Below are 24,492 nucleotides of genomic sequence, written 5' to 3' on the forward strand. Positions count from 1 at the left end.
GACTTCTGTTTACAATAAAACTTACTAGTTTATTGACCTAATGATCATGTCAAATCAAGCTTTAACAGACTATTTCAACTTTCTTGCTCCTACTGACATTCGCCTCAAAGGAACAAGAATTGGTATTGAAACCATATTATATGACTATCTAGACTGTCATAAAACCCCAGAAGAAATTGCTCAAGCTTATACATCATTAACTCTAGAACAAGTCTACGCTACTATCCTCTATTACCTGCAAAATCAAAACGCTGTGAGCGAATATATGAAAAACTGGCTCTTTCATGGTCACACTATGAGAGAGCAGCAACGACTCAATCCGCCTCCTATTTCTGAAAAAGTGCGCCAATTAAGAGCAATAAGAAAAGCTAGGGAACAAGGGAATGAGTATTAAGTATCTAATTGATGAAAATGTTAATTCTCTCTATCCTACACAAATTAGACGAAGAGAACCCAGTATTGTGATCAAAGTGGTGGGAGAATCGGAAACACCACCTAAAGGTACTCTAGATCCAGAAATTCTTGACTGGTGCGAGGAAAATAACTTTGTGCTGGTAACCAATAACCGGACTTCCATGCCAGTTCACTTAACTGACCACCTAGCACAAGATCACCACATACCAGGTATTTTTATTCTTAACCCTAATTTGACTATTGGAGAAAATCTTGAGGAGTTAATCATAGCAGCTCTTGCATCTGAAGACAATGAGTACCAAGATCGCATTGTTTATTTGCCTCTGCCATAGGTTGATCAGTAAACCTAAGTATTCATCCATCAGCTATTAGCTATCAGCCATAAGCTTTAGCAATCCTAAATCATTTGTAAAATCATAAAAATCTGGAATCGTTGCTGGGCAAGGGTTATAGAGTTCGCTTTGGGCAATATATTTCACGAATCATTATAATAATATATTTTTGCTCAGTACCAACTCAGTAAAAATTTTATAAATTTTTATAAAATTTCCATAAAAATCCATAATTTTATAGTGACATTTACGGAATTTTATTGCCATTTATACTAATGGTAGGATTTTCTTTTAAGTCAAAACTCACTGGAAGGGTAGCATGTAATCTGAAATCCTTACTGGGTGATAATTTCAGGCCATAAGTTACCAAAAAATACAGGGAGTAGGTCAAAGTTGCAGAACAAAGGAACTATTTACCATCCCTGTACCACATTTTGGCTAAATTTTTATTGCACTTACCATGCTAGAAAGACTCAGCCATAATCAGTTTTGCACGCCGTTTCTGGCTGCTGTCCTTCTAACAACGAATACACACTATCTATGCTCTTCAAGAGCCGTTGGTCTTGCATGATATCACATCAAAATCCCCATTTCAATGTGGAGGTTAGCCAGGTTGTTAATACATCAACAGGTGCATCAACTCCCGATACACCTCCTGGCGCTCCACTTATCCCCCTGATCCAAGGTGGAACAGCAGTGGCTGCAGTCATTGCCTTAACCGTTTACTCTAAAACAATTATCGAAGCGATAACCAAGTTAGTTAAAGAAGCAAAGGAGGATTGATCACTCGATAGCCTAAATTGATCAACTTGGGTTATCGTCGTTAATTACCTTTAATCCCCAGATAGCCTAAACAACTATCTGGGAAATGGTTTTGGTTACTGACAGTAAGCAATCAGCTTTCAGCAATCAGCTTTCAGCAATCAGCTTTCAGCAATCAGCTTTCAGCAATCAGCTTATGCGCTACGCGCACGCTACGCGAACAGCCATTGGCAGTAAGCCAGGCTAAGAGAGCTTTTGAATAAAATAAGTTGACCGCTGACCGCTGACCGCTGACCGCTGAGGTCAAGAAGTCAGGTTTAAGCAGTCCCTTAAAGATCCCACATCACTGGATTATCATCTAAATGGTCTGTAACCAGCCGTCCAATCTGATCAATGTCTTGTAGCTCATCAGCAGCAGACAGCTTAACCTCAACAGCTTGAGCATTGTCAATAGCTTGGGCACTATTTCGGAATCCTGCGATCGCATTAGTTTGTGGCTGAGACATCAACCATGCCAGAGACAACTGAGCCAGGGTACACTGATGACGCTCTGCAATTGGTCGTAGCTGAGCTAATGCTTGCTGTGCTCGTTGATAGTTATCACCGTTGAACAACTTATTTTTGCTGCGATGATCCCCTTCTTCAAACTTGTGCTCTGGACCAAACTTGCCAGTTAATAATCCCTGAGCTAAGGAAGAATAGCCAATAATCGAGATATTGTGCTCTACACAGAAAGGCATAGCATCTTGCTCCACCTGACGCCAAAACAGAGAGTAGGGAGGCTGCAGGCTATCAATTCGTCCGTACTGAGAAGCTTCTGCTAACTGGCTGCGGGAAAAATTGGAGACTCCAATTGCCCGAATTTTGCCTTGCTCTTTCAACGTATTGAGAGCGCTCATGGTTTCCTCAATTGGCACTACCTCACTTCCCAAGGTGCCAGAAGGCCAGTGAATCTGGTAGAGGTCGATATAATCTGTCTTCAGATTTTTCAAGGAACCCTCACAAGCCTCGATCACCTGGTCATATTTAAGATGATTAGCACACACTTTGGTAGCATAAACCAGTTGGTCGCGTACCTCTGCTAGAGCCTGACCAACAATTTGTTCCGAGTGACCCTTCCCGTAAAGTTCTGCAGTATCAACCGTAGTTATCCCCGCCTCAAATCCTGCTCGCAGCCCTTTTATGGTCTCAGCATCTTCAATGCCTACCCACCTAGATTTACCGGCCTGCCAAGTGCCCATGATAATCGGGGTGATTTTTACCTCCGAAGTGCCTAAGGCTTTGGTTTCCATCCTTAACTCCTTTCACTTTTTCGGCCTTACTTAATCATGGAATGATTTTAAGAGTTTTCTGGAATGGGCATCAGGCGTGGAATGGGCATCAGGCGTGGAATGGTCATTAGGCGTAAAATGTGCATTAAATGTTAAATGTGTATTAAACGTGTAATAAACATTAAGTGTGTAATGGTAATTAAGTGTGGAATAAGCATTAAGCGTGGAATATGCATTAAGCGTGGAATGGGCATCTTGCCCGTTACAATTTTCCGGCAGGCAGGATGCACCCCACCAAAACGAGACGATCGCCCATTCATACTCTAATTCAGCAACGTCATAATTCTAAGGGTTTTCTGTATAAAACATTAATTTTAACCGTTTTCTGTGTAAAACATTTTAAAGTGCGGAATCTGGTTTAATATATTCCCGGGTCAAAAAAAATTGAGCAAAAGCATGAACATCGTTTTAATCCTTGTCACCTGTCCTGATAATGCTGTTGCCCATGATCTGTCTAATCAGCTTCTCCAGCGTAGAGAGGCAGCATGTGTGAACATTATTCCCGGGATCTCTTCAGTTTATTGGTGGGAGGGTGAGGTTGAGTCTGATTCTGAAGTGCTGCTAGTCATCAAAACAACTACGGAGCTGATCTCTAAAGCAGAGCAGACTGTAACTAATTATCATCCCTACGATACCCCTGAATTTGTGGTACTAAGTACACAGCATGTCAACGAACAGTATGCAGCTTGGCTGATTAATAATGTCGCTATTGCCTAAAATCCGGTAATTTCTGGCAATAGTTGGGGCGTTGCGTCAGTCTTCGAATGAATAGGAGTAGAGTGGGCATCCTGCCCGCGCGAAAATAAGCATGAAACTGGCAAGATGCCAGTTCTACACAAGATGCCAGTTCTACACAAGATGCCAGTTCTACACAAGATGCCAGTTCTACACAAGATGCCAGTTCTACACAAGATGCCAGTTCTACACAAGATGCCAGTTCTACACAAGATGCCAGTTCTACACAAGATGCCAGTTCTACACAAGATGCCAGTTCTACACAAGATGCCAGTTCCACCAAGATGCCCATTCCACAAAACTATTAAAATCCTTCCATTATTAAGCAACGCCATAGTTATAATTATATCCTTATTCCCGATTCCCGATTCCCGATTCCCGATTCCCGATTCCCTAGCAGAAGGAAGCTATGTTTTTATAACTGATTATCTGAACATGATCTAATTTCCTCCCGATCAACTCCAGTGATATTAGCAACTTGTTCAACATCCATCCCTGATTGCAACAGATTGACTATAATCTGTTTCACTTGTTGCTGGGCTTGTTCTTTTGCTGCCCGTTCCTGTTCTGTATCCGTCAGAAGCCAATTTCCCGAACCATCACACCAGCGCAACCAATTACGAGTTATCCCCGCATACTCTCCCCACCAAAATCCCACACCTATGTCTAGTTCTGGAATCCAAATCTGGGGTGGGTCAGCTAAAATCCCTTGCTCTTGGTAACCAGCTCCGATTAATTTGAAAAACCGAATTTGGTTGGTATAGCGACTAAACACGAGATAATAAGGTACCCGTAATCGTTGCTCATAGACTTCCCACTTGGAAGGAATAGTTTGATGGGTAGGCTCAGGGCTACTATTACTAGTTTTATTACTATCTTGTGGTTGAATCTTATCACTATTTCCATCAACTCTTATAGATGCTTGAGATTCTTGCTCTAGGTTATCCCCCAAGTCGTCTTTTGCAGTTGTCGGTGATAGCAATTCTACAATTATAAAGGGATTAACTCCTTCTTGCCAAATTACATAGCTAGATCTAATATCAGTGCCTTCGTATAAACGGGGAACTCCTACCACTAAAAACCAATCTGGGCGTTTATACCATTGAGGATGGCGCACATCATAGTAAAGATTTAAATCTGTACCAATAAATACTTCCTCAGAAGGGTAATACTGACAACGAAAGGTGCGACTTAATAATTCTGGTTGTAAATCGTGAAATTCGTCTGCCAAACCAGGTTCCTCCGGATTCTCACTTGGCAGGTCATACATGCTAGGTAGCGTTTCTTTAGGAGAGGCAGGAGCTTCACTTTGGGGAATCAAGTTTTTAGTCATTTTTTTAGGGAGTAGGGAATAGGGAGTAGGGAGTAGGGAGTAGGGAGTAGGGAGTAGGGAGTAGGGAGTAGGGAGTAGGGAACAGGGAACAGGGAACAGGGAACAGGGAACAGGATTAAAGGGGGTTTTTATTATTATAAAAAATCACATTTTTTTAATGATGTTTTTTGATATCAAATTTGATTTGATTTTATAAATAAATGCTTATTTGATTGAATGTTAATCGCTAATATTATAACGTTTATTATCCTGATCAGGTACATTCAATTTTCTTCCCCCTGCTCCCTGCTCCCTGCTCCCTGTTCCCTGTTCCCTGTTCCCTAAAATCCAGAAATTGTATACCTCACCCAATTGATAACTGCTATAAAACCTCAATCCAAATTATTTTGTTTTCTAACCCAAGCCCTAAACGCCCGTAATGTTGCTGTTTCGCCATCGACTAAACTTTGGTTAATAAACCTAGGAATAGCATTCAAAGGCATCCAAGGGAAGGTTGGAGTCTGATTTACTTGATTATAAATGAAAATCGGTTGTTGTAGCACAAAAAATTCTAATTTTTGTCCATTATAACGCCACAATTCAGGGACACCAAGCGCTGCATAAATAGGACGCTTATCTAAAGAACCACTGGTGATATCGACTTCTAAGACTAAATCAGGCGGTGGGTCATGATCTAAATTAATGGTTTGCTTATGTCTTACCAATGGCTCATTTTGGAGATAGTAACAGGAGTCAGGTTCTGCACCTTTTAACCGTGTTTCTCGCTTAAGAGTCAAGGAGCCAAAGGTTTTGATAGTTAGATTTAATTCATCAGCGATCGCACCAATCAAGCGTTCAATAAAGCGGTTATTATTTTCATGGGGGCCTAAGGGAGTCATAATTTCTAATCTTCCGTCATCGTAAGCCAAGCGAGTGGAGCGGTCTTCTCCTAATTCTGTGAGTAATTGTTCAAAGATATGCCAACTGACATTGTTGCAAATTACCCGCTGTTCAGCCAGTTCATAATTTCCTGTGATCATGGGATGGTATTACCTCTTTAGGATTACTTTTATTTATAGCAGTGCTCAATTGGTTGAGGGACTTTTTACTGGGTTTTAGGGAGTAGGGAGTAGGGAGTAGGGAGTAGGGAGTAGGGAGTAGGGAGTAGGGAGTAGGGAGTAGGGAGTAGGGAGTAGGGAGTAGGGAGTAGGGAGTAGGGAGTAGGCAGGGCTATTTCATTCTAAAAAGTTGCTTAAGCGTATCTAGACCAAAAGAACATAGTCGTTGAGCTTGTGCCATGTTGTCAAACATGTGGTCACGGTATAAATTGAGTGTAAAATTGCGAGCTATAGTAAAAATTTTAGGGAGAGGGTTAGTGCGGATTCTGGATTTATCTTCGCCTTGAGTAACATCTCGAACATAATGAACTTTATTCTCGACACCCCAATATCCACGGATACGTTCACCAAATTCTTGGGCTGTCAAACAAAAGGTGCGAAATATAATAACGAGTCTGAGTAGTTACTTCAATTACATTATGTGTAAACACCTGTCGTTCTGATTGAACTTTAATCAAAGTAGTTAGTCCTGGCCAAGGACGGATACAATCAAGATTTTTGCAAATACTAACATGACGCTTTTCGATTCGACCATGTCCTTTGTTTATTTGATTACAAGTAAATTCAGGTATAAAATTTGTTTTAACATCTTGAAATAGAGTTGGTTGATTACCTTTTAATGCAGCTATATAATCATTGCCACTGTTGACGATCAATTCACAAGTTTTTTTTGGGTATTAATAGCATCAAAGGCAAAGACAACTCCTTTTAGAGCAAGTTTTTTGAGCAACTCTGGTAAAGCTTTGATTTCGTTGGTTTTGGCATCAACTTCAAAGGGTTCTAAAATCAAACCCCGCTCAACAATGTAAGAACTGACCAACATAATGGCTGGGTGGGAGTCGGAATTGGGATTATCGTTTTCAATCTGATATGAATGTTTAAGGACTTTACCGTCTAAACCAATGGTTTCTCCAGAAGCTGGTTGTACATTAAAGAATTTAGCTAGGCACATCGAATACTCTTCATAATTAATATACAATAAGATTCGACGTACAGTACGCCTAAGTTGGAAGCCTGTTTTTCGGAGGTTTGAGAAGGTCAATTAACTCCTCACGGTAACTTTAAATCCAATCTCCAATTGCTAAAAATCCTTTATTTCCGGCGGCTATGGCCAAAGTAAATAGCGCTAGGCACAGTGGAAGAGTGTGGCGCTGTCCGGCACGACGACGAGGATCTTCTAGTCCAGCAAAGGCTTCTATAATTGCGATTTGAGACACGGGAGTAGATGCATTAAATGGAGTTTGCGCTGCATTATACCATATTCCGATTACATTTAGAATGAAATAGCCCTGAGGGAGTAGGGAGTAGGGAGTAGGGAGTAGGGAGTAGGGAGTAGTAGCAAAGGGGTCATATTTTTTTTGTTATTATAAATTAATTTTAATGCATTTTGTTTAAAAAAATATGGTTTTTTTAAAAAAAATAGTTACTTTTGTTTAAAAAAACTAGGGTTATTTTTTGAACGTTAATCAATAAGATAATAGCGTTTATTATTCTAAATAGGTACAGTCAACTTTCTTCCCCCTGCTCCCTGCTCCGAAGTCCCTGCTCCCTATTCGAGGTTTAGTTTAAGCATTTAGCTGACAGCTGACAGCTGACGGCACCTCAAGCAGCGTGCGCGTAGCGCATAGGCTTGCTTTTTGACAAATGATTTAAGATTGCCATAGAAGCTGAAGGAAATGCGATCGCTATGACTGAGGAACAACCAATTGCCGAAGGAACACTAGTACTAGAACCAGGTACATTGTGGCCGAAACTGAAAGCACAAACTGAACACGCTATTGAATGTAAAGCACTCCAATCCATAGCGACAGAATACGAATTCGTAGAACAGGAGGGTATTCGCTTCCTGGTGCGGATTTTGTCTAATCTGGTACGGAAAGACAAAGCCAAAAAGAAGCAAGAGGAAAAAACAGCTACTTCATCCAAGGATTTCAACCCTTTTCTTCCCTACGAACAAGATTTATTTGTAGCAGACCTTTCCGACACCCACCTGTGTCTGTTGAACAAATACAACGTAGTTGACCATCACCTGCTGATCATAACCCGTGCTTTCGAGGAGCAAGATACTTGGCTGACTTTGCAGGATTTTGCTGCTATGTGGGCATGTCTTGCCGAAATTGATGGCTTGGCATTCTATAATGCTGGAAAGATTGGTGGTGCGAGTCAACGACACAAGCACTTGCAACTAGTTCCTCTGCCCCTAGCCCCTGAAGGAGTTAACATCCCGATCGAAAATGCGATCGCATCAGCTAGCTTTCAGGACTCTGTTGGCACCATCCCAACCCTACCCTTCATCAATGCTATTGTTCAGCTTGACCCTAATTGGGTAAACTCTCCGTGGGATGCTGCTCAAGCCACCCTCAAGTTGTACCATAGATTACTGAGTGCAGTCGGGTTGCCATGGAATAATGCCAATGGTAACAAGCAATCCGGTGCCTACAATCTCCTCGCCACAAGGCAATGGATGTTGCTTTTACCCCGTTCTCAAGCAGATTTCCAGTCAATTGGTGTCAACTCCCTCGGATTTGCCGGAGCTCTCCTAGTCCGAAACCAAGAGCAAATGAAACGTCTGAAAGACCATGGTCCCATGACAATTTTGAGAAACGTTGCCGTTAATTGGTAATTAAGGAAAGGGAATAGGGAATAGGGAGTAGGGAGTAGGGAGTAGGGAGTAGGGAGTAGGGAGTAGGGAGTAGGGAGTAGGGGTAAGAAACTTGAATGTATCTCATCATGATGAAAAACGCTATAATACCCAATTGTTAAGTATTAATTTTAAATTAGTATTTTTATAGTTATACAGTGCGTTGATCGCAGTTATGAGGTACAGTCATCTTTGATGCTAATTCCCTTAAAACCATCTTTACTATAGCTATTATAAATATATCATGAGCAATCTTGATGATTGCTCATAACATCAAAAACTATTTGGATCTCTTTCCTATTTCTGCCTGCTCCCTGCTCCCTACTCCCTACTCCCTACTCCCTGTTCCCTGTTCCCTATTCCCTGTTCCCTTTGCTATAGTTTCAATTATCCCCTAATTATCGTAGTTAGCATGATCAAGAAAATTACTCTTGATTCTATCTGGTTCAGAAATTTACTGATCATCGTAATCGTACTGGGAGTAGTCTTTAGATTTTACAACCTAGACCGTAAAGTTTACTGGTACGACGAGACAATGACCTCCATTAGAATTTCTGGTCACACTCGAACCGAACTAGTAGAAACAATTTTCGATGGTCAGATTATCAGCGTAGAAAAATTGTTGAAACAGTACCAATTTCCTAATACTGAAAGAGATATCAATGACACTATTAATTCCCTAGCCGGTAATCCCGAACATTCTCCCCTTTACTACCTAATGGCTAGGTTATGGTTACAAACCTTTGGCAATTCCGTAGGAACGATCAGACTGCTATCAGTAATAATTAGCTTATTAGCATTGCCCTGTGCTTACTGGCTGTGCTTAGAACTATTTGGTTCAAAATTAATCGGATGGGTAGCTGTTGCCATAATTGCTATTTCTCCCTTTCATGTTTTGTATGCCCAAGAAGCCCGAGAATATAGTTTATGGACCGTTACCATTTTGCTTTCTAGTGCAGTCCTATTATGGGCAATGAATTATTATAGGAGAAAGCAATTCATCAAAAAAACTTATCGATGGATTATCTATAGCTTTACTGTTGCCTTAGCACTTTATACTCACCCTTTCTCAGCCTTTGTTTTAATTGGACAGGGATTGTATGTATTAATTACCGAAGGTGGTCGGTGGAGTAAGCGAGTAACTAGCTATTTACTAGCCTCCTTAGGAGGAATATTGCTATTCTCCCCTTGGCTAATCATTGTTATCACTAATTTCTCCAAATTTATCGCTAATACTGACTCAGTTAATCATAGTCGTTCAGGCTTCTTACCCCTATTTTGGACCTTAAACCTCAGTCGGATTTTCTTTGATGTCAACCAAGGCATCCATCCTTTGAGTCCCCTCCACTATCTCAGTTTATTTTTAGCAGGCTACGCCCTCTACTATCTTTGTCGTAAGGCTCCTCAGCATGCTTGGGTATTTATTATTACCTTAATTGGAGTGACAGGAATTGCTCTAATCGGTCCAGATGTGCTATTAGGTGGTCGCCGTTCTAGCATTACTCGCTATGCTATTCCCTGTTATCTAGGCATTCAGTTAGCTATTGCTTATTTCCTGACAACCCAAGCCAAAAACTCAGGAAAATATACCAAGGGAATGATTGATGGAAATTTAGCAAATCCCGAAGATAGGCAAAATCAGCAAGTAAGGGTTGACCATGACATAGTGCCCATGGTAAAAACCCGACAAAATCCTAAAACTTGGAAGTCTATAGCAATTGCTCTGGCATTTAGCGGCATACTCTCCTGTATAGTCAGCTCTCAACTGCCAGTTTGGTGGCACAAGAGCTATGCGAAGAGTCGCAATAATCCCCCGGTAGCAGCTTGGATTAATCAAATCCCACAACCACTCTTGATCAGTAATGAAATTCCCGGTAGGGTTCTATCTCTGTGTCATCTACTTCGCCCGGATGTACAGCTGATGTTATTGGATAAATCCAATAGCTCTACCAACATCCCGGAGATTCCGGAGGGTTTCGAAAATGTTTTACTTTATCGACCGTCAGAGGAATTGCGCCAGGGAATTGAAACCACCTATAAGTATAGCGTTAAACCTACCGATCAATCTTGGCTCTGGAAACTATCAAGATAGGGATCTTCGTCAGATCAAAAAAGTAGTAGTATTATCTGCCTTATCCCGAGTTGCATTCACACCATTGGGACACAGCACCTTCTTCCATCTCCTCCCCCTCTTCCCCTTCTTCCCAATCATGATTGGGAATGGTGAGATCCTCTTGAAAAGCACTTGGTATTCGGCACCTATAACTGATACCCCTACTCCCTGTATTTCCCTGATAAATTAAGATGACGATGCCCCCATATTCCCTCGGAACTCCAGTTGTAAGGTGCAAACCAATCAAGATGAGTAACTCTCCCAATCCTGGTAATCTACCAGAGCCTACTCCGGAAAATACTCCAGAACCTACGGTAAGTACAGGTTTTTGGCAGAGGCTGCTACGTCCGGTCTTCATGCTTATGGTCATGATTCTAGTTTCTGGGATAGGGGGCGGAAGCCTTTTTGCTTGGTATTTCATCCAGAAGCAATTAGCACCAACGGTAGAGAAAAATTTATCTAGCTTTCTTAACCGGAAAGTCAATGTCGGACCAGTGGAGGGCTTTTCCCTAAATGGTGTAAGGTTTGGTTCTTCGGAAATACCAGCTACCCCTACGGATCCCGATCATCTTGTTACCGAGGCAGTGAAGGTAAGCTATAACCCCGTTAAACTGCTGTTTACCAGAACCCTAGAACTAGATGTAACCCTAGTTGAACCTAATATATATGTTGAACAGGACAAAGATTTAAACTGGGTGTCTACAGCATTTACACAAACTGCCCAAGATTCTGCGTTTAAGGTAGACCCAAAGGTGGTGCGGTGGCGGGATGCGGATGTGGTGGTGGTGCCAAGATCTGAAGTGGGCATCAAAGAACCACCGATGAGATTTACTGAGGTTCGGGGGAAAAGTAAATTTCTCGACGGAGGTCAGCTGATTCGCTTTGATGTAAATAGTCAGCCGTTAACTGGGGGAAATTTAAAGGTTAAGGGAGATTACCGCCTCTCTCAAGAAAAAACTGACTTGCACCTTGATGTCGATAACGTGAGTGCGGCAGAGGTTAGTAAAGTACTTCTGATTCCCCTGAAGCTTCAAGGGGGTAAACTGGGTGGCAACCTGAGAATACAACGGAATAATGCTGAACAGCCTTGGCAGTATTGGGGTACGATTAACTTTTCCGACACCACCGCCCGCTTAGAACCCTTGCCCCAACTGTTCACTGAAAGCAAAGGTAAGCTGAGCTTTCGAGGGAGTCAGATTTGGCTCAATAACATAACTACCAGATTCGGTCAAGTACCTGCCCAAATCGGGGGAATGCTGGATATTGAGTCAGGGTACAAGCTCAGAGCAACAAGCGAACCGGTTCAGATACAGCAGTATGCACAGACCTTTGGCATCAAAGAGCTACCAGTAACTACTTTAGGTAAAGCACAGGCTACGTTTAAGGTCACTGGAGCTATCGACAACCCGATTGTGATTGGAGAGGCGTTTACCACCACTGCCGCCACCCTTGACCAGGTGAACTTCAGCTATATTACTGCTGACTTTACCGTTATTAATACTGAGCTGGCCATTAGAAACTTGCAGGCAAAACCAACAGTGGGTGGCTTAGTCACAGGCAAGGGGGATATCAAATTTATGGATCAGGGGGGGGCAGTATTTGATCTCAAAGCTGTGAATGTGCCAGCGAATGCGATCGCAAAACAGTATGGATTTAATCTACCCATTCCTCTGGGTCGAATTTATGGCAGAACCCAGATCTTTTCTCCCCTTGACAAGCCCGAGAATTTTCGTGCCACTGGTTATGCTAATCTGCCCATCGGTGATGGTGTTCTCAGAGCTACTAATTTTCAAGTGGGGGCTGGGCGCTGGCAGGGGTTAGTAGAAGCTAAGAATATTTCCGTGGCACCAATCCTAAAAACCTTGCCTGCACAATCTCTACCGCCAGAGTTCTCTGGACCGTTCAATGGTCAATTTAATCTGTCCGGTCGCCTTGATTCTTTCGAGCCAGAAACCCTCCGTGCCAGGGGTTACGGCAGCGTAACAGTTGATGGTGGTACCTTGCGTGCTACTAATGTAAAACTGATCAATGGTGGTTTTTCTACCCTAGTCCAAGCCTCTGAGATTCCTCTAGAAGCCTTAGCACCAGTACCCTCTGAATTTAAAGGTCCCATCTCAGGGGAGTTGACTATCTCAGGGAATGTAAAGTCTTTGAGTCCTAGTACGATTACCGCTAGTGGATCGGGTAGTTTAGACCTAGCAGCAGGGACTATTAAAGCTGATGCGATCGCGATCGCTAAAGGCCAGTTCCAAGCTCAAGTAGTCGCATCCAATCTCAAGTTAGGTCGTCTCGCACCAATACCACCGCAATTCAACGGTCCAGCCTCCGGGGAGTTAACCATCTCAGGGAATGTGGATTCGGTCAGTCCTAGTACCATTACCGCTAGTGGGTCTGGTAGTTTAGATGTAGCAGGAGGAACCATTAAAGCTGATGCTGTCGATATCGCTAATGGCAACTTCAAAGCTCAAGTAGTTGCATCCAAGGTCAAGTTAGGTCGTCTCGGACCAATACCTCCGCAATTCGACGGTCCAGCTTCCGGGGAGTTTACCATCTCAGGGAATGTGGATTCGGTCAGTCCTAGCACCATTACTGCTAGTGGGTCTGGCAGTTTAGACCTAGCAGGAGGAACCATTAAAGCTGATGCTGTCGATATCGCTAAAGGCAACTTCAAAGCTCAAGTCGTAGCATCCAATCTCCAGTTAGGTCGTCTCGGACCAATACCATCGCAATTCGACGGTCCAGCCTCCGGGGAGTTTACCATCTCAGGGAATCTAGATTCGGTAAGTCCTAGCAGTATTACTGCTAGTGGGTCTGGTACTTTAGATGTGGAAGGGGGTAGAATTCAGGCTTCTCAAATCGATATTGCCAATGGTAACTTCCAGGCCAAGGTACAAACCTCTAAGCTCGACTTGGGTGCTCTTGCTCCGGTCCCGCCCCAATTCAATGGCCCTCTTTCCGGGAATGTCACTGTCTCTGGTAATCTAACTAATTTAACCATTGACGCCATTAAGGGCAAAGGGTCTGGACAACTCAAGGTTGCTGGTGGTCAATTACTAGGAACAGCTGAGTTTAGCAATGGTAAATTTCAGGGAGTTTTCCAGCCTACTAATCTCAAGTTGTGGGAGATTAATCCTGATTTACGAGGACGTCTCAATGGCAGTGTCAATATTTCTGCTCCGTTGCTATTGACACCAGATACAGCTCTATCAGCAATCCAAGCTCAGGGTAAGCTGAATTTTAGTGAAGGCATTTCTATACTTGAGCGTTCCCTAGCCACATCCTTTGACTGGAATGGTCAAAGGCTAGAGATTAAAGAAGCGATAGCCGAGGGATTCAATGCTAATGGTTTTGTCAATCTAAACCCAAAGAGTCAGGGCTTACAAGCAATTAAGACCTTTGATTTCCAGGTACAAGCAGAGGATTTGAATTTGCAACGATTACCGGCTGACCTGCCTGATGCGTTCAATTTAGGAGGCTTAGTCGGTTTTAACGGTCGCATTGCTGGTACTCCTCAAGCTCCGACAATTAACGGTGACTTAAGACTGCGGTACTTTTTTGCTGGTCCTCTGGAGTTTGAATCCCTACTGACAGGTCGAGTGAGTATAGCACCAAAGTCAGGGGTAAATCTCCAGCTAGCAGGTAATCAAGACAAACTGGAGGTGGTGCTAAACCCCAATTACCAACCCGTATCCTTTTTGCTGCAGTATCAGAACAAAACTGCTACTGGGATTCGGTCAGGGGATGAGCTACAAATGACCGTAAAGAATTTCCCCATCAATACCATTAAGAGTCTGGCTTTGAGTAGTGGGATGGTAGACGGGAAAAACCTCGAACCATGGTTAAGCAAACCCTTGGCGGGAGACATATCTGGGAAAATTGCTCTGAACCTCAAGACCTTTGGGTCATCCGGTGAAATTGCGATCGAAAATCCCATCTTTGACAACCTCAGAGGTAAGCTGTTACAAGGCTTTTTCCAATACCAGCAAGGGACGATGACTCTGACCAATGGCTTGTTTGAAAAAGGTAAAAAAGGTGATAGTCAATACTTATTTGCTGCCAACGTCACCCAAACCCCCAACGGACCAGAATTTAAAGGAGAACTCCAGGCTAAGCTCGGAGAAATCCAGGATGTTCTGACTACCCTACAACTATTTGATATCACTGACCTAGGTCGAGGCTTGCAAGCGCCCGTCTACGGCACAGCCGCTGATCTTGCCGTTACTGGAGTAGGTAATCCACAAAATAAGCTCAAAAAACCCCTACGGCGGATGTCAGAAATAGTCACCCTCCTAGAGAAGCAACGCCAGCAGCGTCAAGAGAGCTTTCTGTTACCAGAGCTTACCGAGATCAATGGTGGTTTTACTGGCAGTATCAGTATGGAAGGTTCAGTCAAAGATGGCATCCGTGCCAAATTTAATTTCCAAGGGGAAAACTGGCAGTGGGGTTCCTATAAAGCTGAGACAATTATTGGCCAAGGGAATTTTGAAGAAGGGGTACTGAATCTTTTACCTGTGCGGATTCAATCGGGTCAGAGCCTAGCCACCTTGTCCGGTAGTATCGGTGAACAAGGTCCATCGGGTCAGCTCAAGCTAAAGAACGTCCCGGTTTCCCTGATTAGAGAAGTGTTCAAATTTCCGAGCTCTGTTGGTTACGGAGGATTTGTTGATGCCACAGCGGACTTTTATGGAAGTCTAAGCAATCCCCAAGCTAGGGGAGCAATATCTGTAGTGGATGCCAGTTTAAACCGAACACCCCTCGAATCCATCAAAGGCAGCTTTAGTTACAACAATGCGCGGTTGAACGTCTTTGCCCAAAGTTTTCTGACCAAAGAGTCTGAACCCCTAACTGTAAATGCCAAAATCCCCTACAAGTTACCCTTTGCCGAAGTAGAGCCAGAAAATCGGCAAGTTAGTGTACAACTGACGGTTCAAAACGAAGGACTTGCCCGATTGAACATGCTTACCAATCAACAAATCACTTGGGTTGATGGTAAAGGACAAGTAGATTTAGATATTTCCGGTACCTTTGACCAAGACCAAGATTGGCGAGAGCAACTGGAGCAACTTACCGTTATTGGTAACATTAATGTACAAGACGCTACCATTGCTGCCCAAGCCTTACCGGAACCCCTGACAGAAGTTAATGGCAAAATCCGGTTTAACTTCAACCGGATGGAAATTGTAGACACCTTACAAGGGAATTTTGGTGGTGGTAAATTAGTAGCGGTAGGGAATTTGCCATTGCGAGACCTAGCTAGACCATTAGAGAATCCCCTCACCGTTGACCTGAATCAACTAGCCATCAATCTCAAAGGGATTTACAGTGGTGGTGTTCAAGGTCAGACCATCATTACTGGGACTCTGTTTAATCCTAGAATTGGTGGTTACATCGAATTGTTTGATGGTCGAGTACCGATTTCTGAATCTCAAACTGCCCCGATCGGGAGTAGCGGATCGGCTGGTGACGAACTAATCGAGTTCAATAACTTACAGTTGACCTTAGGTAAAAATATCCTAGTTCGACAGCTGCCAGTATTAGATTTTCTCGCCAGCGGTACCCTTCTAATTAATGGGGACATGAGCGATATTAGACCAGAAGGAACGATTCAGCTACTGCGCGGTCAGGTCAATCTCTTTACCACCCAGTTTCGTCTTGATAAAAATTACAACAACAACGCTCGATTTGTAGCCACTCTTGGCAGAGACCCAGAGTTAGATGTGCAGATGGTGGCATCAGTAATTGAGTCTAGGAAACAACCCATTACCAGTGAAACCTTTGCTAATGAAATTAGCGATAGCCCAACTAATTTTGGCACTACAGAAACTATTCGGGTTCAAGCAAAAGTAAAAGGGCGAGCAAGTCAGCTCTTTGACCGAGTGGAACTTAATAGTATGCCAAAACGTAGTGAAGGGGAAATTGTTGCTCTATTAGGGGGTGGCTTTGTGGATACCTTGGGTCGAGGCAATACTACCTTGGGTTTGGCAAACCTGGCTGGCTCAGCACTACTGAGTAATGTCAGCAACCTGATTGGTGATGCCGCAGGATTAGATGAGTTTCGCATTTTCCCTACTACAGTTACAGATGATAATAGACGCACTGATAGCTTAGAGCTAGGTGCTGAAGCAGGAATTAATATTACTAATAATTTATCATTTTCGTTGTTAAAAGTGTTAACTACTGATCAGCCAATTCAGTACAACTTGCGCTATCGAGTTAATGAAGAAGTTTTGCTACGCGGCGCTACAAATTTTTCAGATGATACTAAGATAATTGTCGAGTATGAAAATCGATTTTAATTAGAATTAAGAATTAAGAATTAAGAATTAAGAATTAAGAATTAAGAATTAAGAATTTAGAATTAAGAATTGGGAATCGGGAATCGGGAATCGGGAATCGGGAATCGGGAATCGGGAATCGGGAATCGGGAATCGGGGTAAGAGGCGTTGAGACAGCCCGCCGGAAAATTGCAACAGGCAAGATGCCTGTTCCACCCACCGGGTCAAACAGCTTTAATCAGATGCACCCGTTGATCACAGGTGTTCCTCTGACCAACAGTGGGGGGAACTCTAAGACTGAGACTAATCGGCCAGACAATTCTATGAAATGCGATCGCATCCCCCAAGCCCAAAAAGCTCATCCCTGATCTAGCTCCCACTACAGCACCAATCCCCTCAGACCAAGCCGTCAGCTTAACATAAACTTCTTTGGCCTATGGCCACGCTACGCGAACGGTAGAATTTAATAGTTCGAGATTTTTGGCCGTTGTCTAAACTACCCACACCTCCCTACTACCCACACCCCACACCCCACACCCTACTCCCTACTCCCTACTCCCTAAAAATCCTCTAGCATCCATTCTGAGGACCGCTCACCTAGTTCTATGGGAATACTGACCACTTTGCCTAGTCGTGGACGCTCACGGGTGTTGTTAATGAACTCTTGCACCTGGCTGGCTCCTCCCCAACCTCGGATATAGTTGGCTACTGTATCTAAATGCTCTAGGTACTCAGCTTCAGAAAGGGGGAAGGATTGCTGCTCCAGATACTTCCACATCACCTGAACAAAGATTTTCCCTTGAGTCCTCCGAATCTGGATGTCATAGGAGCGTCCCCACTTATTGAGCAGGAGTTGGTGCAAGTCCTGTCCTGTCATAGCCTGTTGCCCTAACTTAATGTTTACATTTTGTTACAAATACAACGCTTCTTAACTTTATGATAAAGCGTAAAAGAATGTAATAATACTTATAGTTCAAGCCGTGAATCCTTATATTGCAGGGATTTGGGCAACCCTGTCCAGTGGTTAAATTACACTACAGTTATAAAAACAGGGTTCAAAAAATTCTGGTAATTTTCCCAGAATTGTAAAAAAAGTATACCTTTAGGCGTTCAGTTATGGCTCAAGCTTCTGGCTCTCCAGACGTTCCAGATATGGGGCGTCGCCAATTTATGAACCTCTTGGCGTTTGGGACGATTACCGGCACATTTGTTGGAGCTCTCTACCCAATCGTTAAGTATTTTATCCCCCCATCCAGTGGTGGGGCTGGTGGTGGTGTCACAGCTAAAGATGCTTTGGGCAATGACATCAAGGTCAGCGAGTTTTTAGCTAGTCACAATGTAGGCGATCGCACCCTGACTCAAGGTCTCAAAGGGGACCCCACCTATGTGATTGTTACTGAAGATCAAGGTCTTGAGGCTTACGGTCTCAACGCGGTTTGCACTCACTTAGGCTGTGTTGTACCTTGGAATGCTAGCAAGAACCGGTTCATCTGTCCTTGCCATGGATCCCAGTATGACAATACTGGCAAGGTAGTACGTGGACCAGCGCCTTTGTCTCTAGCTTTGGCACACGCCACGGTAACAGAAAACGACACCCTAGTCTTCAGCACCTGGAAAGAAACTGATTTCCGCACTGGTGAAAACCCCTGGTGGAGTTAATTGCTCTAGTCCTTAGTCCTTAGTTTTTAGTTAATTGACTAGTGCTAATCAACCATTAGCAATTAACAAGTTGCAATTTTTAAATTACCAATTTTTGAGTTTTTTGGCTTAGTGATGAGAACACCTGATGTATCGGTGATGGTTAACCGTGGCAAGGGGATGATTGCCAGAGCTATCGTTTTGGTTGTGGCAGCTGTCGCCCTTTTCTTTGCCAGCGACCTGGCAGTTCCCCAGTCAGCTGCTGCCTATCCCTTCTGGGCACAGCAAACTGCACCAGAAACCCCTCGTGAAGCCACTGGCAAGATAGTTTGTGCTAATTGTCACCTAGCAGAGAAACCGACAGAAGTTGAAATTCCCCAATCGGTACTGCCAGATACTGTATTTGAAGCTGTGGTTAAAATCCCCTATGACCTAGAAGCACAAGAGGTCTATGGTGATGGTTCTAAAGGTGGCTTACAGGTCGGTGCCGTGGTGATGTTACCGGAAGGTTTCAAGATTGCTCCTCCTGACCGGATTCCGGAGGAAATGCAAGAAGAAACCGAAAACATGTACTACCAACCTTACAGCGAAGAGCAGGAAAATATAGTACTCGTTGGTCCTCTACCAGGTGAGGAGTATCAAGAAATTGTGTTCCCAGTTCTCTCTCCTGACCCCAGAACTGAGAAAAATATCTATTTTGGTAAATACCAGCTTCATGTTGGTGGTAACCGGGGACGGGGTCAGGTTTACCCCGCTGGTAACCTTAGCAATAATAATGCCTTCAATGCCTCTGCCACTGGTGAAATTACCAAAATTACCTTTGAAGAGTATGTTGGCTACGACGTCACTATCAAGACCCCAGACGGCGAGACTGTAGTTGATACGGTTCCCCCTGGCCCAGAGTTACTGGTTGCTGAAGGAGATCAGGTAGTATCAGGACAAGCTCTGAGTACTGATCCTAATGTTGGTGGATTTGGTCAAAGGGATGTGGAAGTGGTCTTACAAGACCCAGCTCGGATTAAGTGGTTGATGCTATTCATCGGCGCGATTATGCTATCTCAAGTCTTGCTAGTTATTAAGAAGAAGCAAGTAGAGAAGGTGCAAGCTGCTGAAATGAATTTCTAGTCTTAAGTGGCTGGTTTAGAAGTCACTATTGCGATAGTTATTGGTTAAAGGTTGACTATATCAATGGTCAACCTTTATTTATCACAACCCTTAATCATCCAATAGTGGTCGGTCATTGTGCAACTCCCATGTCTGTTTGATCAGTTTGTCCTGAGAACCACGCATGGCTCTAATCGCTATAAAGGTTTCGAGAATTGGCTGCAAGCAACGCTGGGCATCTTCATAACCACGCTTTTTGAGTTCTGTGATGCGTTCAGGGCTGAAGTCTAGCAAACTATCAATGAAACCGATAACTGGCCTATTCGATTTATTGATTTGTTGTTCTGGTCTAATTTCAATGATGGCTTGCTCTGGAAAGTCGTGGCGGCTCCAGGTTTCTCCGTTATCTAAGTGAATTACAATGGCGAAAGTACATCCACGAGCGGCTAATGCTCCCAAGGGGATATTATCTCCCAAAGCACCGTCTACATAGAACTGACCATTAACTTCTCGTTGAGGAAATGCCAAGGGAATGGCAGCACTAGCAAGGAGTAAATTATAGAGAGTTTCATCATCTTGGCAATCCTGCACCCGAAGCCAGTGGGCAGATGTACCAGCTTGGGCTCGCAAAAGATCGACTAAGGGCATCAGTAAATCGTAGTCTAAGTCTGGTATTTTCAGTGCTGGAAATACTGTTGCCCATAACTCAATACCTTTTCGCAGCTTAGCCGGGTCTACGGCTTCGCGTAATAGAGTTTCTACAGGTTCAGGGTCAAAGATTGCGTTGTGGTCTTTGGGCAACCCTATCTTTACTAAGAAATCAAACCACCACGTTCTCAGATTTGGGATAAAAGCTTTAGCACCATAGCTTAATGTTTTAAGAACTGCACTCTTATTGGGACGGATAACCTGTTTTTGACCTAATTGATCCCAAAGTTTATTCAATCGCTTGACACCTTCCGCAAATGATTCACTGGATGCGAGAACAGCGCCATTAAGGGTGCCGATGCTAGTGCCAGCAATAATTTGTGGCTCTAGTCCAATTTCGGCAAGATATTTACATACACCGGCCTGATATGCTCCTTTAGCACCACCACCAGCTAGTACAAGTCCAAATTTGGGGTTTGTGTGTTCCATAGAGCTCAACTTGTGATAGTAGGACGGGTTGCCATGATTGCCATACAGTCATTAGCGGTTTCATGCACAATGGTTTCGACAAATTGTCTTCGATCTGTGGTTTGGTCGATGTGTTGAATGTGAGCGCGACATAGCTCAATTGCACAATGTGCGGGCTTTGGCGGTATATCTTCAGGAGGGAGGGCGGCCAGTTCCAGAGTTGTACCAATAGTGAATAGCAAAGGAGTCTTTAAAAGACGCTCTCGCGGCACTGACCGAACCTCCAACAACGCTGCTGCTAATTCTAATGTGCGGCCATTGTCTGCCATGTCTAACCTAGTTTTCTCTAGAAGGTCTGCAAGGGAACAGAATGGGTTATGAGGAGTCATTTGGGGGTCCGGGATCTCTTGGCTTCTGGGAGACTTGACAACTCGATTGACGAACCACTCACGATAAAGTTTTTTATCATTAGATTTCAGTTCATAGCTAGCAACTGCACCACTGAAAACTTGCCGTGCTAAAAAGGCTACCTGTACTACCCAAGGTAGCTTTGTGTAAGTACTCTTTGCTTCCCAGAAAGTTATTATGCTCTCAAATTCCTGATGAGCAGCCGTACTTACTTCTAGGTTATTTATCTTTTCATCCAGTTTCTGGAAACGTGAGTCAATCTCTTTAGTCAAACCTTGCAGCAGAGTTCTTAGTTCTTGGTGTTGAATATTTAGCCTTTGTTGCTGACGGCGAATAGCCTCACGGGCTTCCAGCAATTTTTCCTGGGTAACAGCCAGTGCTACTTGACTAATATCTTCGGAAGAAGTGAGTTCTAATGCCCATTGGTACAGTGTATTTTGACCAGCGACTAGGTTTTCACCTAAGAGGGATTGGCGCTGGGAGTCGCTGCCAGTTAGTAAGTCCCACAGGCGGCCCAGACTCCTTTGCTTCTTACCATAGCTGATGAGGTCGCGGTTGACCTGAATACCATTTATTAGGTCAATCAGAGCTTTATCCCTCAGGATGGGGACTTGATACTGAGAGTCTAGTTCTTTAAGATGAGACTCTAGTTCTTGAAGATGTGTTATATTATAATTATCCATTATTTAGAGATAAGAAGTATTCTATACGTTGGAGAATAATATCTACCTTTTTGATTTGTTCTCGAGCATCATCTGCTAACTTATTCTTGAGGTTTTCTACCACTGTTTTTTGCTTTTCCTCAGATCCCTGCTTCCTCAGGGACTCCTTCATCTGGTCTTTGTATCCACCTAAGTACTGTTGAAGATTTTGAAAAAAGGTTTCAGTATCCTTTTCAAATTGCTGAACAATGTACTCTTGACTTCCCTGATAGTTTATATCAATTTTTTCCTTAATTACTTCATTAATTTTAGTAATTAAATCATTCAGGTTGACAATATATTTGTTACCTACTTGTACATTTTTAATCACTGTCCTTGTTCTTTCAAGCCACCCAAAAAAATACCATGGCCTGTAGTTTTCATCTACTTCTTCGTATCCATACTCTGGTAACTCATCTACTGAAGGTTGAATAGAATTTAGGTCTATGTCTGGTTCTGGCGGTGGGGGTGGAATTTCCACATCGAAGCCTTTTGACAGTTGCTCCCTCGCCTCCTCAATTATTGGCTTTGTCTCACTATCTAATAATAATGTCAGCTCTTCACGGGAGTTTTTTAGTTCTTCTTCAGTCGCTTCACGAATACTGTCAAATAACTTTTCTGTTCTTACAGTTGCGTAATTAACTGCCAGTCTACGAAATTCTTCTGCATCTGCTTTACTTGATAATTCAACTGAATAATCAGTATTCCACTTGAACTGTAAAATTGAATAATTTTTAATCCAGTCATCAAAAGAAATAAACTCTTGGATTCTCTTTTCTACAATCTTTTTTGCTACACCCATTTGACTTGCAAATGTTTCCCATTTTTGTAAAGCGTCGGTTGGAGACTGTGAAAAATAATCGTCAATAGTCACTTCTGCTGCTTTTTTTAGGGGAATACGAATTGCCTCTAGCTTCTGATTAAGTTGTTCCTGTTTTTCCTCTATTCGTTCTTTCAGACGATGGCGACAATCCTCAAGACCATTTATTTTAGATTGTAAGGCATCTTTTTGCTTTTTTATTTCTGCTGCCTTTTGGTTAATAGCTTTTATCTGAAGTTCTACATCCTTTGGGATATGCTTTAAGTAGCTGCAAATTTCTTTAAGTGCTGCCTTCATGGATTCAGGCGCTGCTGAGAGCATTAACTCCTCCATTGCCTTCTTAATAAAATCATCAAAACCTGATCTTTCTCGCAGCTTCCTAACTTTACGTTTCAGTTCCTCCAAGGAGGCATGTTCAATATCGTCTTCCCACTCTGCTCCTAGTAAATCTCTGGCAATATCTGGTTGGATTTTGATATCATTTTTAGCTGCATCTTCATTTTTATCTAGTTTTCGAAGAAAGAAATTAGCAGAGAACAGTGCCCAGTGAGCTGATATTTCAAAAACTCTATTTGTATCTTTGTTCTCGCCAGAATCACCTATGCCATATGCCTCTTTGACAAAGTCCTTGACTTCCTCAGGAGTCCTGGAATTTTTACCACGTCTGTCAATCTGGTTTACCAAAACGTATAGGTTATCCTTCTCACTATCTTGTAAATTTCTTATTTCTTCAACTTCACTTTCAACTTTATTGTCAGCAGTTCTGCCCATTGCGCCAAAATTGAGCATAATCAAAACAACTGCACTTTTTGTGAGCTGCTTTGTGACTACAGCCTTTAGTTTCTGCTCTTGTCCAGCTTCAGTACCTCCAGGGGTATCAATAATTACTAGATTACCGATTTTTGCAGTTTTATCAGCATCTTCTTCTTGCCAAAAGGGAGTTTCAATGCGCGGAGACTTAAGATTAAGACAGAGAAGTTTACCAATAGGATCGTCAACTTCATTCAGGCTGCACAAACGGATAATGTCATTCAAAGCAGTCAGGGTTTTCCGGATATTATTAAAGCCAAAGGTTTCCTGTTTAGGGACTAGTGAGGCTAAAGGCTGTTTTTTGATTTTTTCAACTAAGTCATTCAGATGCCTATACTTAGCCATCATACTTTCCATTTCGTCAGTGTCCAACTCTTGAAGATTGCTCTGCAAAGCCTCAATTGTCTTGCTAAACACAGAAACTACTGGTTCACTCAACTTCAAAATTGGCTGTTCTAATTCAGCTTTAAAGACAACTTCTGTAGGGAGTGTGGTCATGGCATCACTGCGGCTAGGCAGAAGTTTCCGCCCAACAATCGCATTGATAGCTGTAGACTTACCTGCCTTCATGGGCGCGATAATCGACATGACTAATTCCAGATTTTCCACCTGCTGTTTGGCAGTATCTACTTTCTGCTTCAATTGGGTGTAATTATTCCCTGAACCCTCCTCTCCTAGTATTTCACTAGCATCCGTCATCAGGTCACTGATTTCCTTCAGTCGTGTAATAACGTCTTGTTGTAAACCCTCAATATCAGGCTTCAAGTATCCAGAATACATTGCTTCTACCTCTGCTCCTTGCGTCACATTAATAACAGATGAACCAAAAACATCCAAAGCTATGGGAGTCGTTTTTTTTCTT

The 24,492-nt window shown here is 42.9% G+C and carries 26 protein-coding genes; 13 read left to right on the forward strand and 13 right to left on the reverse strand.

The window, feature by feature from the left end:
- Positions 1–46 precede the first annotated feature (46 nt).
- From F6K49_RS14160 to F6K49_RS14175, 4 genes are all read left to right on the forward strand, one after another.
- The gene (locus F6K49_RS14160) at positions 47–394 is read left to right on the forward strand and encodes a DUF433 domain-containing protein (RefSeq protein WP_293097546.1); all 348 of its coding nucleotides are present in this window, start codon (positions 47–49) and stop codon (positions 392–394) included.
- A complete protein-coding gene (locus F6K49_RS14165; protein ID WP_293097549.1) occupies positions 384–746 on the forward strand; it encodes a DUF5615 family PIN-like protein in 363 nt (120 codons plus the stop codon). The genes F6K49_RS14160 and F6K49_RS14165 overlap by 11 nt, the downstream gene beginning before the upstream one ends.
- A gap of 567 nt (positions 747–1,313) precedes the next feature.
- The gene (locus F6K49_RS14170; protein WP_293026548.1) at positions 1,314–1,529 is read left to right on the forward strand and encodes a hypothetical protein; all 216 of its coding nucleotides are present in this window, start codon (positions 1,314–1,316) and stop codon (positions 1,527–1,529) included.
- An 85-nt stretch (positions 1,530–1,614) separates the two neighbouring features.
- A complete protein-coding gene (locus tag F6K49_RS14175; RefSeq protein WP_293097553.1) occupies positions 1,615–1,755 on the forward strand; it encodes a hypothetical protein in 141 nt (46 codons plus the stop codon).
- Positions 1,756–1,837: 82 nt separating this feature from the next.
- On the opposite strand, the gene F6K49_RS14180 is transcribed toward F6K49_RS14175, so the two are convergent.
- Positions 1,838–2,800: an aldo/keto reductase gene (locus F6K49_RS14180; protein WP_293043140.1), complete on the reverse strand. Its 963-nt coding sequence runs from the start codon at positions 2,798–2,800 to the stop codon at positions 1,838–1,840.
- 435 nt (positions 2,801–3,235) lie between these two features.
- On the opposite strand from F6K49_RS14180, the gene cutA reads away from it, so the two are divergent.
- Complete coding sequence (cutA, locus tag F6K49_RS14185) at positions 3,236–3,556, forward strand: divalent-cation tolerance protein CutA (protein WP_075902723.1); 321 nt, start codon at positions 3,236–3,238, stop codon at positions 3,554–3,556.
- Here the strand turns inward: cutA and F6K49_RS14190 are convergent.
- Positions 3,546–3,854, reverse strand: coding sequence for a hypothetical protein (locus F6K49_RS14190; protein ID WP_293097556.1), 309 nt, complete (start codon positions 3,852–3,854; stop codon positions 3,546–3,548). The two genes, cutA and F6K49_RS14190, sit on opposite strands and share 11 nt — an antisense overlap.
- On the opposite strand from F6K49_RS14190, the gene F6K49_RS14195 reads away from it, so the two are divergent.
- Positions 3,842–4,018, forward strand: a complete 177-nt coding sequence (locus F6K49_RS14195) for a hypothetical protein (protein ID WP_293047998.1) — start codon at positions 3,842–3,844, stop codon at positions 4,016–4,018. The two genes, F6K49_RS14190 and F6K49_RS14195, sit on opposite strands and share 13 nt — an antisense overlap.
- On the opposite strand, the gene F6K49_RS14200 is transcribed toward F6K49_RS14195, so the two are convergent.
- From F6K49_RS14200 to F6K49_RS14220, 5 genes are all read right to left on the reverse strand, one after another.
- Positions 3,990–4,907 (reverse strand): Uma2 family endonuclease, encoded by a 918-nt coding sequence (locus tag F6K49_RS14200; RefSeq protein WP_293097559.1) that lies wholly within the window; start codon positions 4,905–4,907, stop codon positions 3,990–3,992. The genes F6K49_RS14195 and F6K49_RS14200 overlap by 29 nt on opposite strands.
- A gap of 371 nt (positions 4,908–5,278) precedes the next feature.
- Entirely contained in the window at positions 5,279–5,926 is a 648-nt protein-coding gene (locus F6K49_RS14205; RefSeq protein WP_293097562.1) for a Uma2 family endonuclease, read from the reverse strand.
- A 422-nt stretch (positions 5,927–6,348) separates the two neighbouring features.
- Entirely contained in the window at positions 6,349–6,660 is a 312-nt protein-coding gene (locus tag F6K49_RS14210) for a hypothetical protein (RefSeq protein WP_293097565.1), read from the reverse strand.
- Positions 6,657–7,046 carry an ISAs1 family transposase gene (locus tag F6K49_RS14215; RefSeq protein WP_293097568.1) on the reverse strand — a complete coding sequence of 130 codons (390 nt, stop codon included), beginning with the start codon at positions 7,044–7,046 and terminating at the stop codon, positions 6,657–6,659. Before F6K49_RS14215 ends, F6K49_RS14210 begins: the two co-directional genes overlap by 4 nt.
- A gap of 19 nt (positions 7,047–7,065) precedes the next feature.
- Positions 7,066–7,221: a transposase family protein gene (locus tag F6K49_RS14220; protein WP_293097571.1), complete on the reverse strand. Its 156-nt coding sequence runs from the start codon at positions 7,219–7,221 to the stop codon at positions 7,066–7,068.
- 470 nt (positions 7,222–7,691) lie between these two features.
- Here F6K49_RS14220 and F6K49_RS14225 point away from each other — a divergent pair, with 470 nt between their 5' ends.
- From F6K49_RS14225 to F6K49_RS14235, 3 genes are all read left to right on the forward strand, one after another.
- The gene (locus F6K49_RS14225) at positions 7,692–8,627 is read left to right on the forward strand and encodes a phosphorylase (RefSeq protein WP_293097574.1); all 936 of its coding nucleotides are present in this window, start codon (positions 7,692–7,694) and stop codon (positions 8,625–8,627) included.
- 275 nt (positions 8,628–8,902) lie between these two features.
- Positions 8,903–9,043 carry a hypothetical protein gene (locus F6K49_RS14230; protein ID WP_293025493.1) on the forward strand — a complete coding sequence of 47 codons (141 nt, stop codon included), beginning with the start codon at positions 8,903–8,905 and terminating at the stop codon, positions 9,041–9,043.
- A gap of 14 nt (positions 9,044–9,057) precedes the next feature.
- On the forward strand, positions 9,058–10,737 hold the full coding sequence (locus F6K49_RS14235) for a glycosyltransferase family 39 protein (RefSeq protein WP_293097577.1): 1,680 nt from the start codon (positions 9,058–9,060) through the stop codon (positions 10,735–10,737).
- 40 nt (positions 10,738–10,777) lie between these two features.
- Here F6K49_RS14235 and F6K49_RS14240 read toward each other — a convergent pair whose 3' ends face one another.
- Positions 10,778–11,128: a hypothetical protein gene (locus F6K49_RS14240; RefSeq protein WP_293025491.1), complete on the reverse strand. Its 351-nt coding sequence runs from the start codon at positions 11,126–11,128 to the stop codon at positions 10,778–10,780.
- Between F6K49_RS14240 and F6K49_RS14245 the strand changes: the two genes are divergently transcribed.
- Positions 11,121–17,054 (forward strand): translocation/assembly module TamB domain-containing protein, encoded by a 5,934-nt coding sequence (locus F6K49_RS14245; protein WP_293097580.1) that lies wholly within the window; start codon positions 11,121–11,123, stop codon positions 17,052–17,054. The genes F6K49_RS14240 and F6K49_RS14245 overlap by 8 nt on opposite strands.
- A 34-nt stretch (positions 17,055–17,088) precedes the next feature.
- Here F6K49_RS14245 and F6K49_RS14250 read toward each other — a convergent pair whose 3' ends face one another.
- The gene (locus tag F6K49_RS14250; RefSeq protein ID WP_293025487.1) at positions 17,089–17,235 is read right to left on the reverse strand and encodes a hypothetical protein; all 147 of its coding nucleotides are present in this window, start codon (positions 17,233–17,235) and stop codon (positions 17,089–17,091) included.
- Between the two features lies 1 nt (position 17,236).
- Here F6K49_RS14250 and F6K49_RS14255 point away from each other — a divergent pair, with 1 nt between their 5' ends.
- Entirely contained in the window at positions 17,237–17,401 is a 165-nt protein-coding gene (locus F6K49_RS14255) for a hypothetical protein (protein ID WP_293025485.1), read from the forward strand.
- A 191-nt stretch (positions 17,402–17,592) separates the two neighbouring features.
- On the opposite strand, the gene F6K49_RS14260 is transcribed toward F6K49_RS14255, so the two are convergent.
- Positions 17,593–17,910 (reverse strand): DUF3067 family protein, encoded by a 318-nt coding sequence (locus tag F6K49_RS14260; RefSeq protein WP_293025483.1) that lies wholly within the window; start codon positions 17,908–17,910, stop codon positions 17,593–17,595.
- A gap of 239 nt (positions 17,911–18,149) precedes the next feature.
- Here F6K49_RS14260 and petC point away from each other — a divergent pair, with 239 nt between their 5' ends.
- Positions 18,150–18,692, forward strand: coding sequence for a cytochrome b6-f complex iron-sulfur subunit (gene petC / locus F6K49_RS14265; RefSeq protein WP_293025481.1), 543 nt, complete (start codon positions 18,150–18,152; stop codon positions 18,690–18,692).
- A gap of 114 nt (positions 18,693–18,806) precedes the next feature.
- Positions 18,807–19,796: a cytochrome f gene (gene petA, locus F6K49_RS14270; protein ID WP_293025501.1), complete on the forward strand. Its 990-nt coding sequence runs from the start codon at positions 18,807–18,809 to the stop codon at positions 19,794–19,796.
- A gap of 90 nt (positions 19,797–19,886) precedes the next feature.
- On the opposite strand, the gene F6K49_RS14275 is transcribed toward petA, so the two are convergent.
- From F6K49_RS14275 to F6K49_RS14285, 3 genes are read right to left on the reverse strand one after another with little or no spacing between them, the layout of a single operon-like run.
- On the reverse strand, positions 19,887–20,912 hold the full coding sequence (locus F6K49_RS14275) for a patatin-like phospholipase family protein (protein WP_293025479.1): 1,026 nt from the start codon (positions 20,910–20,912) through the stop codon (positions 19,887–19,889).
- A gap of 5 nt (positions 20,913–20,917) precedes the next feature.
- A complete protein-coding gene (locus tag F6K49_RS14280; protein WP_293025477.1) occupies positions 20,918–21,982 on the reverse strand; it encodes a diguanylate cyclase regulator RdcB family protein in 1,065 nt (354 codons plus the stop codon).
- Positions 21,975–24,467 (reverse strand): dynamin family protein, encoded by a 2,493-nt coding sequence (locus F6K49_RS14285; protein ID WP_293025476.1) that lies wholly within the window; start codon positions 24,465–24,467, stop codon positions 21,975–21,977. The genes F6K49_RS14280 and F6K49_RS14285 overlap by 8 nt, the downstream gene beginning before the upstream one ends.
- Between the last annotated feature and the right edge of the window lie 25 nt (positions 24,468–24,492).

This window comes from Moorena sp. SIO3I6, from assembly GCF_010672095.1.

Coding starts and splice junctions, on each gene's coding strand:
- F6K49_RS14165 (WP_293097549.1), top strand. CDS start 384: ATGAGTATTAAGTATCTAATTGATGAAAATGTTAATTCTCTCTATCCT.
- F6K49_RS14200 (WP_293097559.1), bottom strand. CDS start 4,907: ATGACTAAAAACTTGATTCCCCAAAGTGAAGCTCCTGCCTCTCCTAAA.
- F6K49_RS14280 (WP_293025477.1), bottom strand. CDS start 21,982: ATGGATAATTATAATATAACACATCTTCAAGAACTAGAGTCTCATCTT.
- F6K49_RS14255 (WP_293025485.1), top strand. CDS start 17,237: ATGCCTGTTCCACCCACCGGGTCAAACAGCTTTAATCAGATGCACCCG.
- F6K49_RS14205 (WP_293097562.1), bottom strand. CDS start 5,926: ATGATCACAGGAAATTATGAACTGGCTGAACAGCGGGTAATTTGCAAC.
- F6K49_RS14240 (WP_293025491.1), bottom strand. CDS start 11,128: ATGACCATAAGCATGAAGACCGGACGTAGCAGCCTCTGCCAAAAACCT.
- F6K49_RS14235 (WP_293097577.1), top strand. CDS start 9,058: ATGATCAAGAAAATTACTCTTGATTCTATCTGGTTCAGAAATTTACTG.
- F6K49_RS14170 (WP_293026548.1), top strand. CDS start 1,314: ATGATATCACATCAAAATCCCCATTTCAATGTGGAGGTTAGCCAGGTT.
- F6K49_RS14195 (WP_293047998.1), top strand. CDS start 3,842: ATGCCAGTTCCACCAAGATGCCCATTCCACAAAACTATTAAAATCCTT.
- F6K49_RS14175 (WP_293097553.1), top strand. CDS start 1,615: ATGGTTTTGGTTACTGACAGTAAGCAATCAGCTTTCAGCAATCAGCTT.
- F6K49_RS14180 (WP_293043140.1), bottom strand. CDS start 2,800: ATGGAAACCAAAGCCTTAGGCACTTCGGAGGTAAAAATCACCCCGATT.
- F6K49_RS14225 (WP_293097574.1), top strand. CDS start 7,692: ATGACTGAGGAACAACCAATTGCCGAAGGAACACTAGTACTAGAACCA.
- cutA (WP_075902723.1), top strand. CDS start 3,236: ATGAACATCGTTTTAATCCTTGTCACCTGTCCTGATAATGCTGTTGCC.
- F6K49_RS14275 (WP_293025479.1), bottom strand. CDS start 20,912: ATGGAACACACAAACCCCAAATTTGGACTTGTACTAGCTGGTGGTGGT.
- F6K49_RS14245 (WP_293097580.1), top strand. CDS start 11,121: ATGGTCATGATTCTAGTTTCTGGGATAGGGGGCGGAAGCCTTTTTGCT.
- petA (WP_293025501.1), top strand. CDS start 18,807: ATGAGAACACCTGATGTATCGGTGATGGTTAACCGTGGCAAGGGGATG.
- F6K49_RS14230 (WP_293025493.1), top strand. CDS start 8,903: ATGATTGCTCATAACATCAAAAACTATTTGGATCTCTTTCCTATTTCT.
- F6K49_RS14260 (WP_293025483.1), bottom strand. CDS start 17,910: ATGACAGGACAGGACTTGCACCAACTCCTGCTCAATAAGTGGGGACGC.
- petC (WP_293025481.1), top strand. CDS start 18,150: ATGGCTCAAGCTTCTGGCTCTCCAGACGTTCCAGATATGGGGCGTCGC.
- F6K49_RS14160 (WP_293097546.1), top strand. CDS start 47: ATGTCAAATCAAGCTTTAACAGACTATTTCAACTTTCTTGCTCCTACT.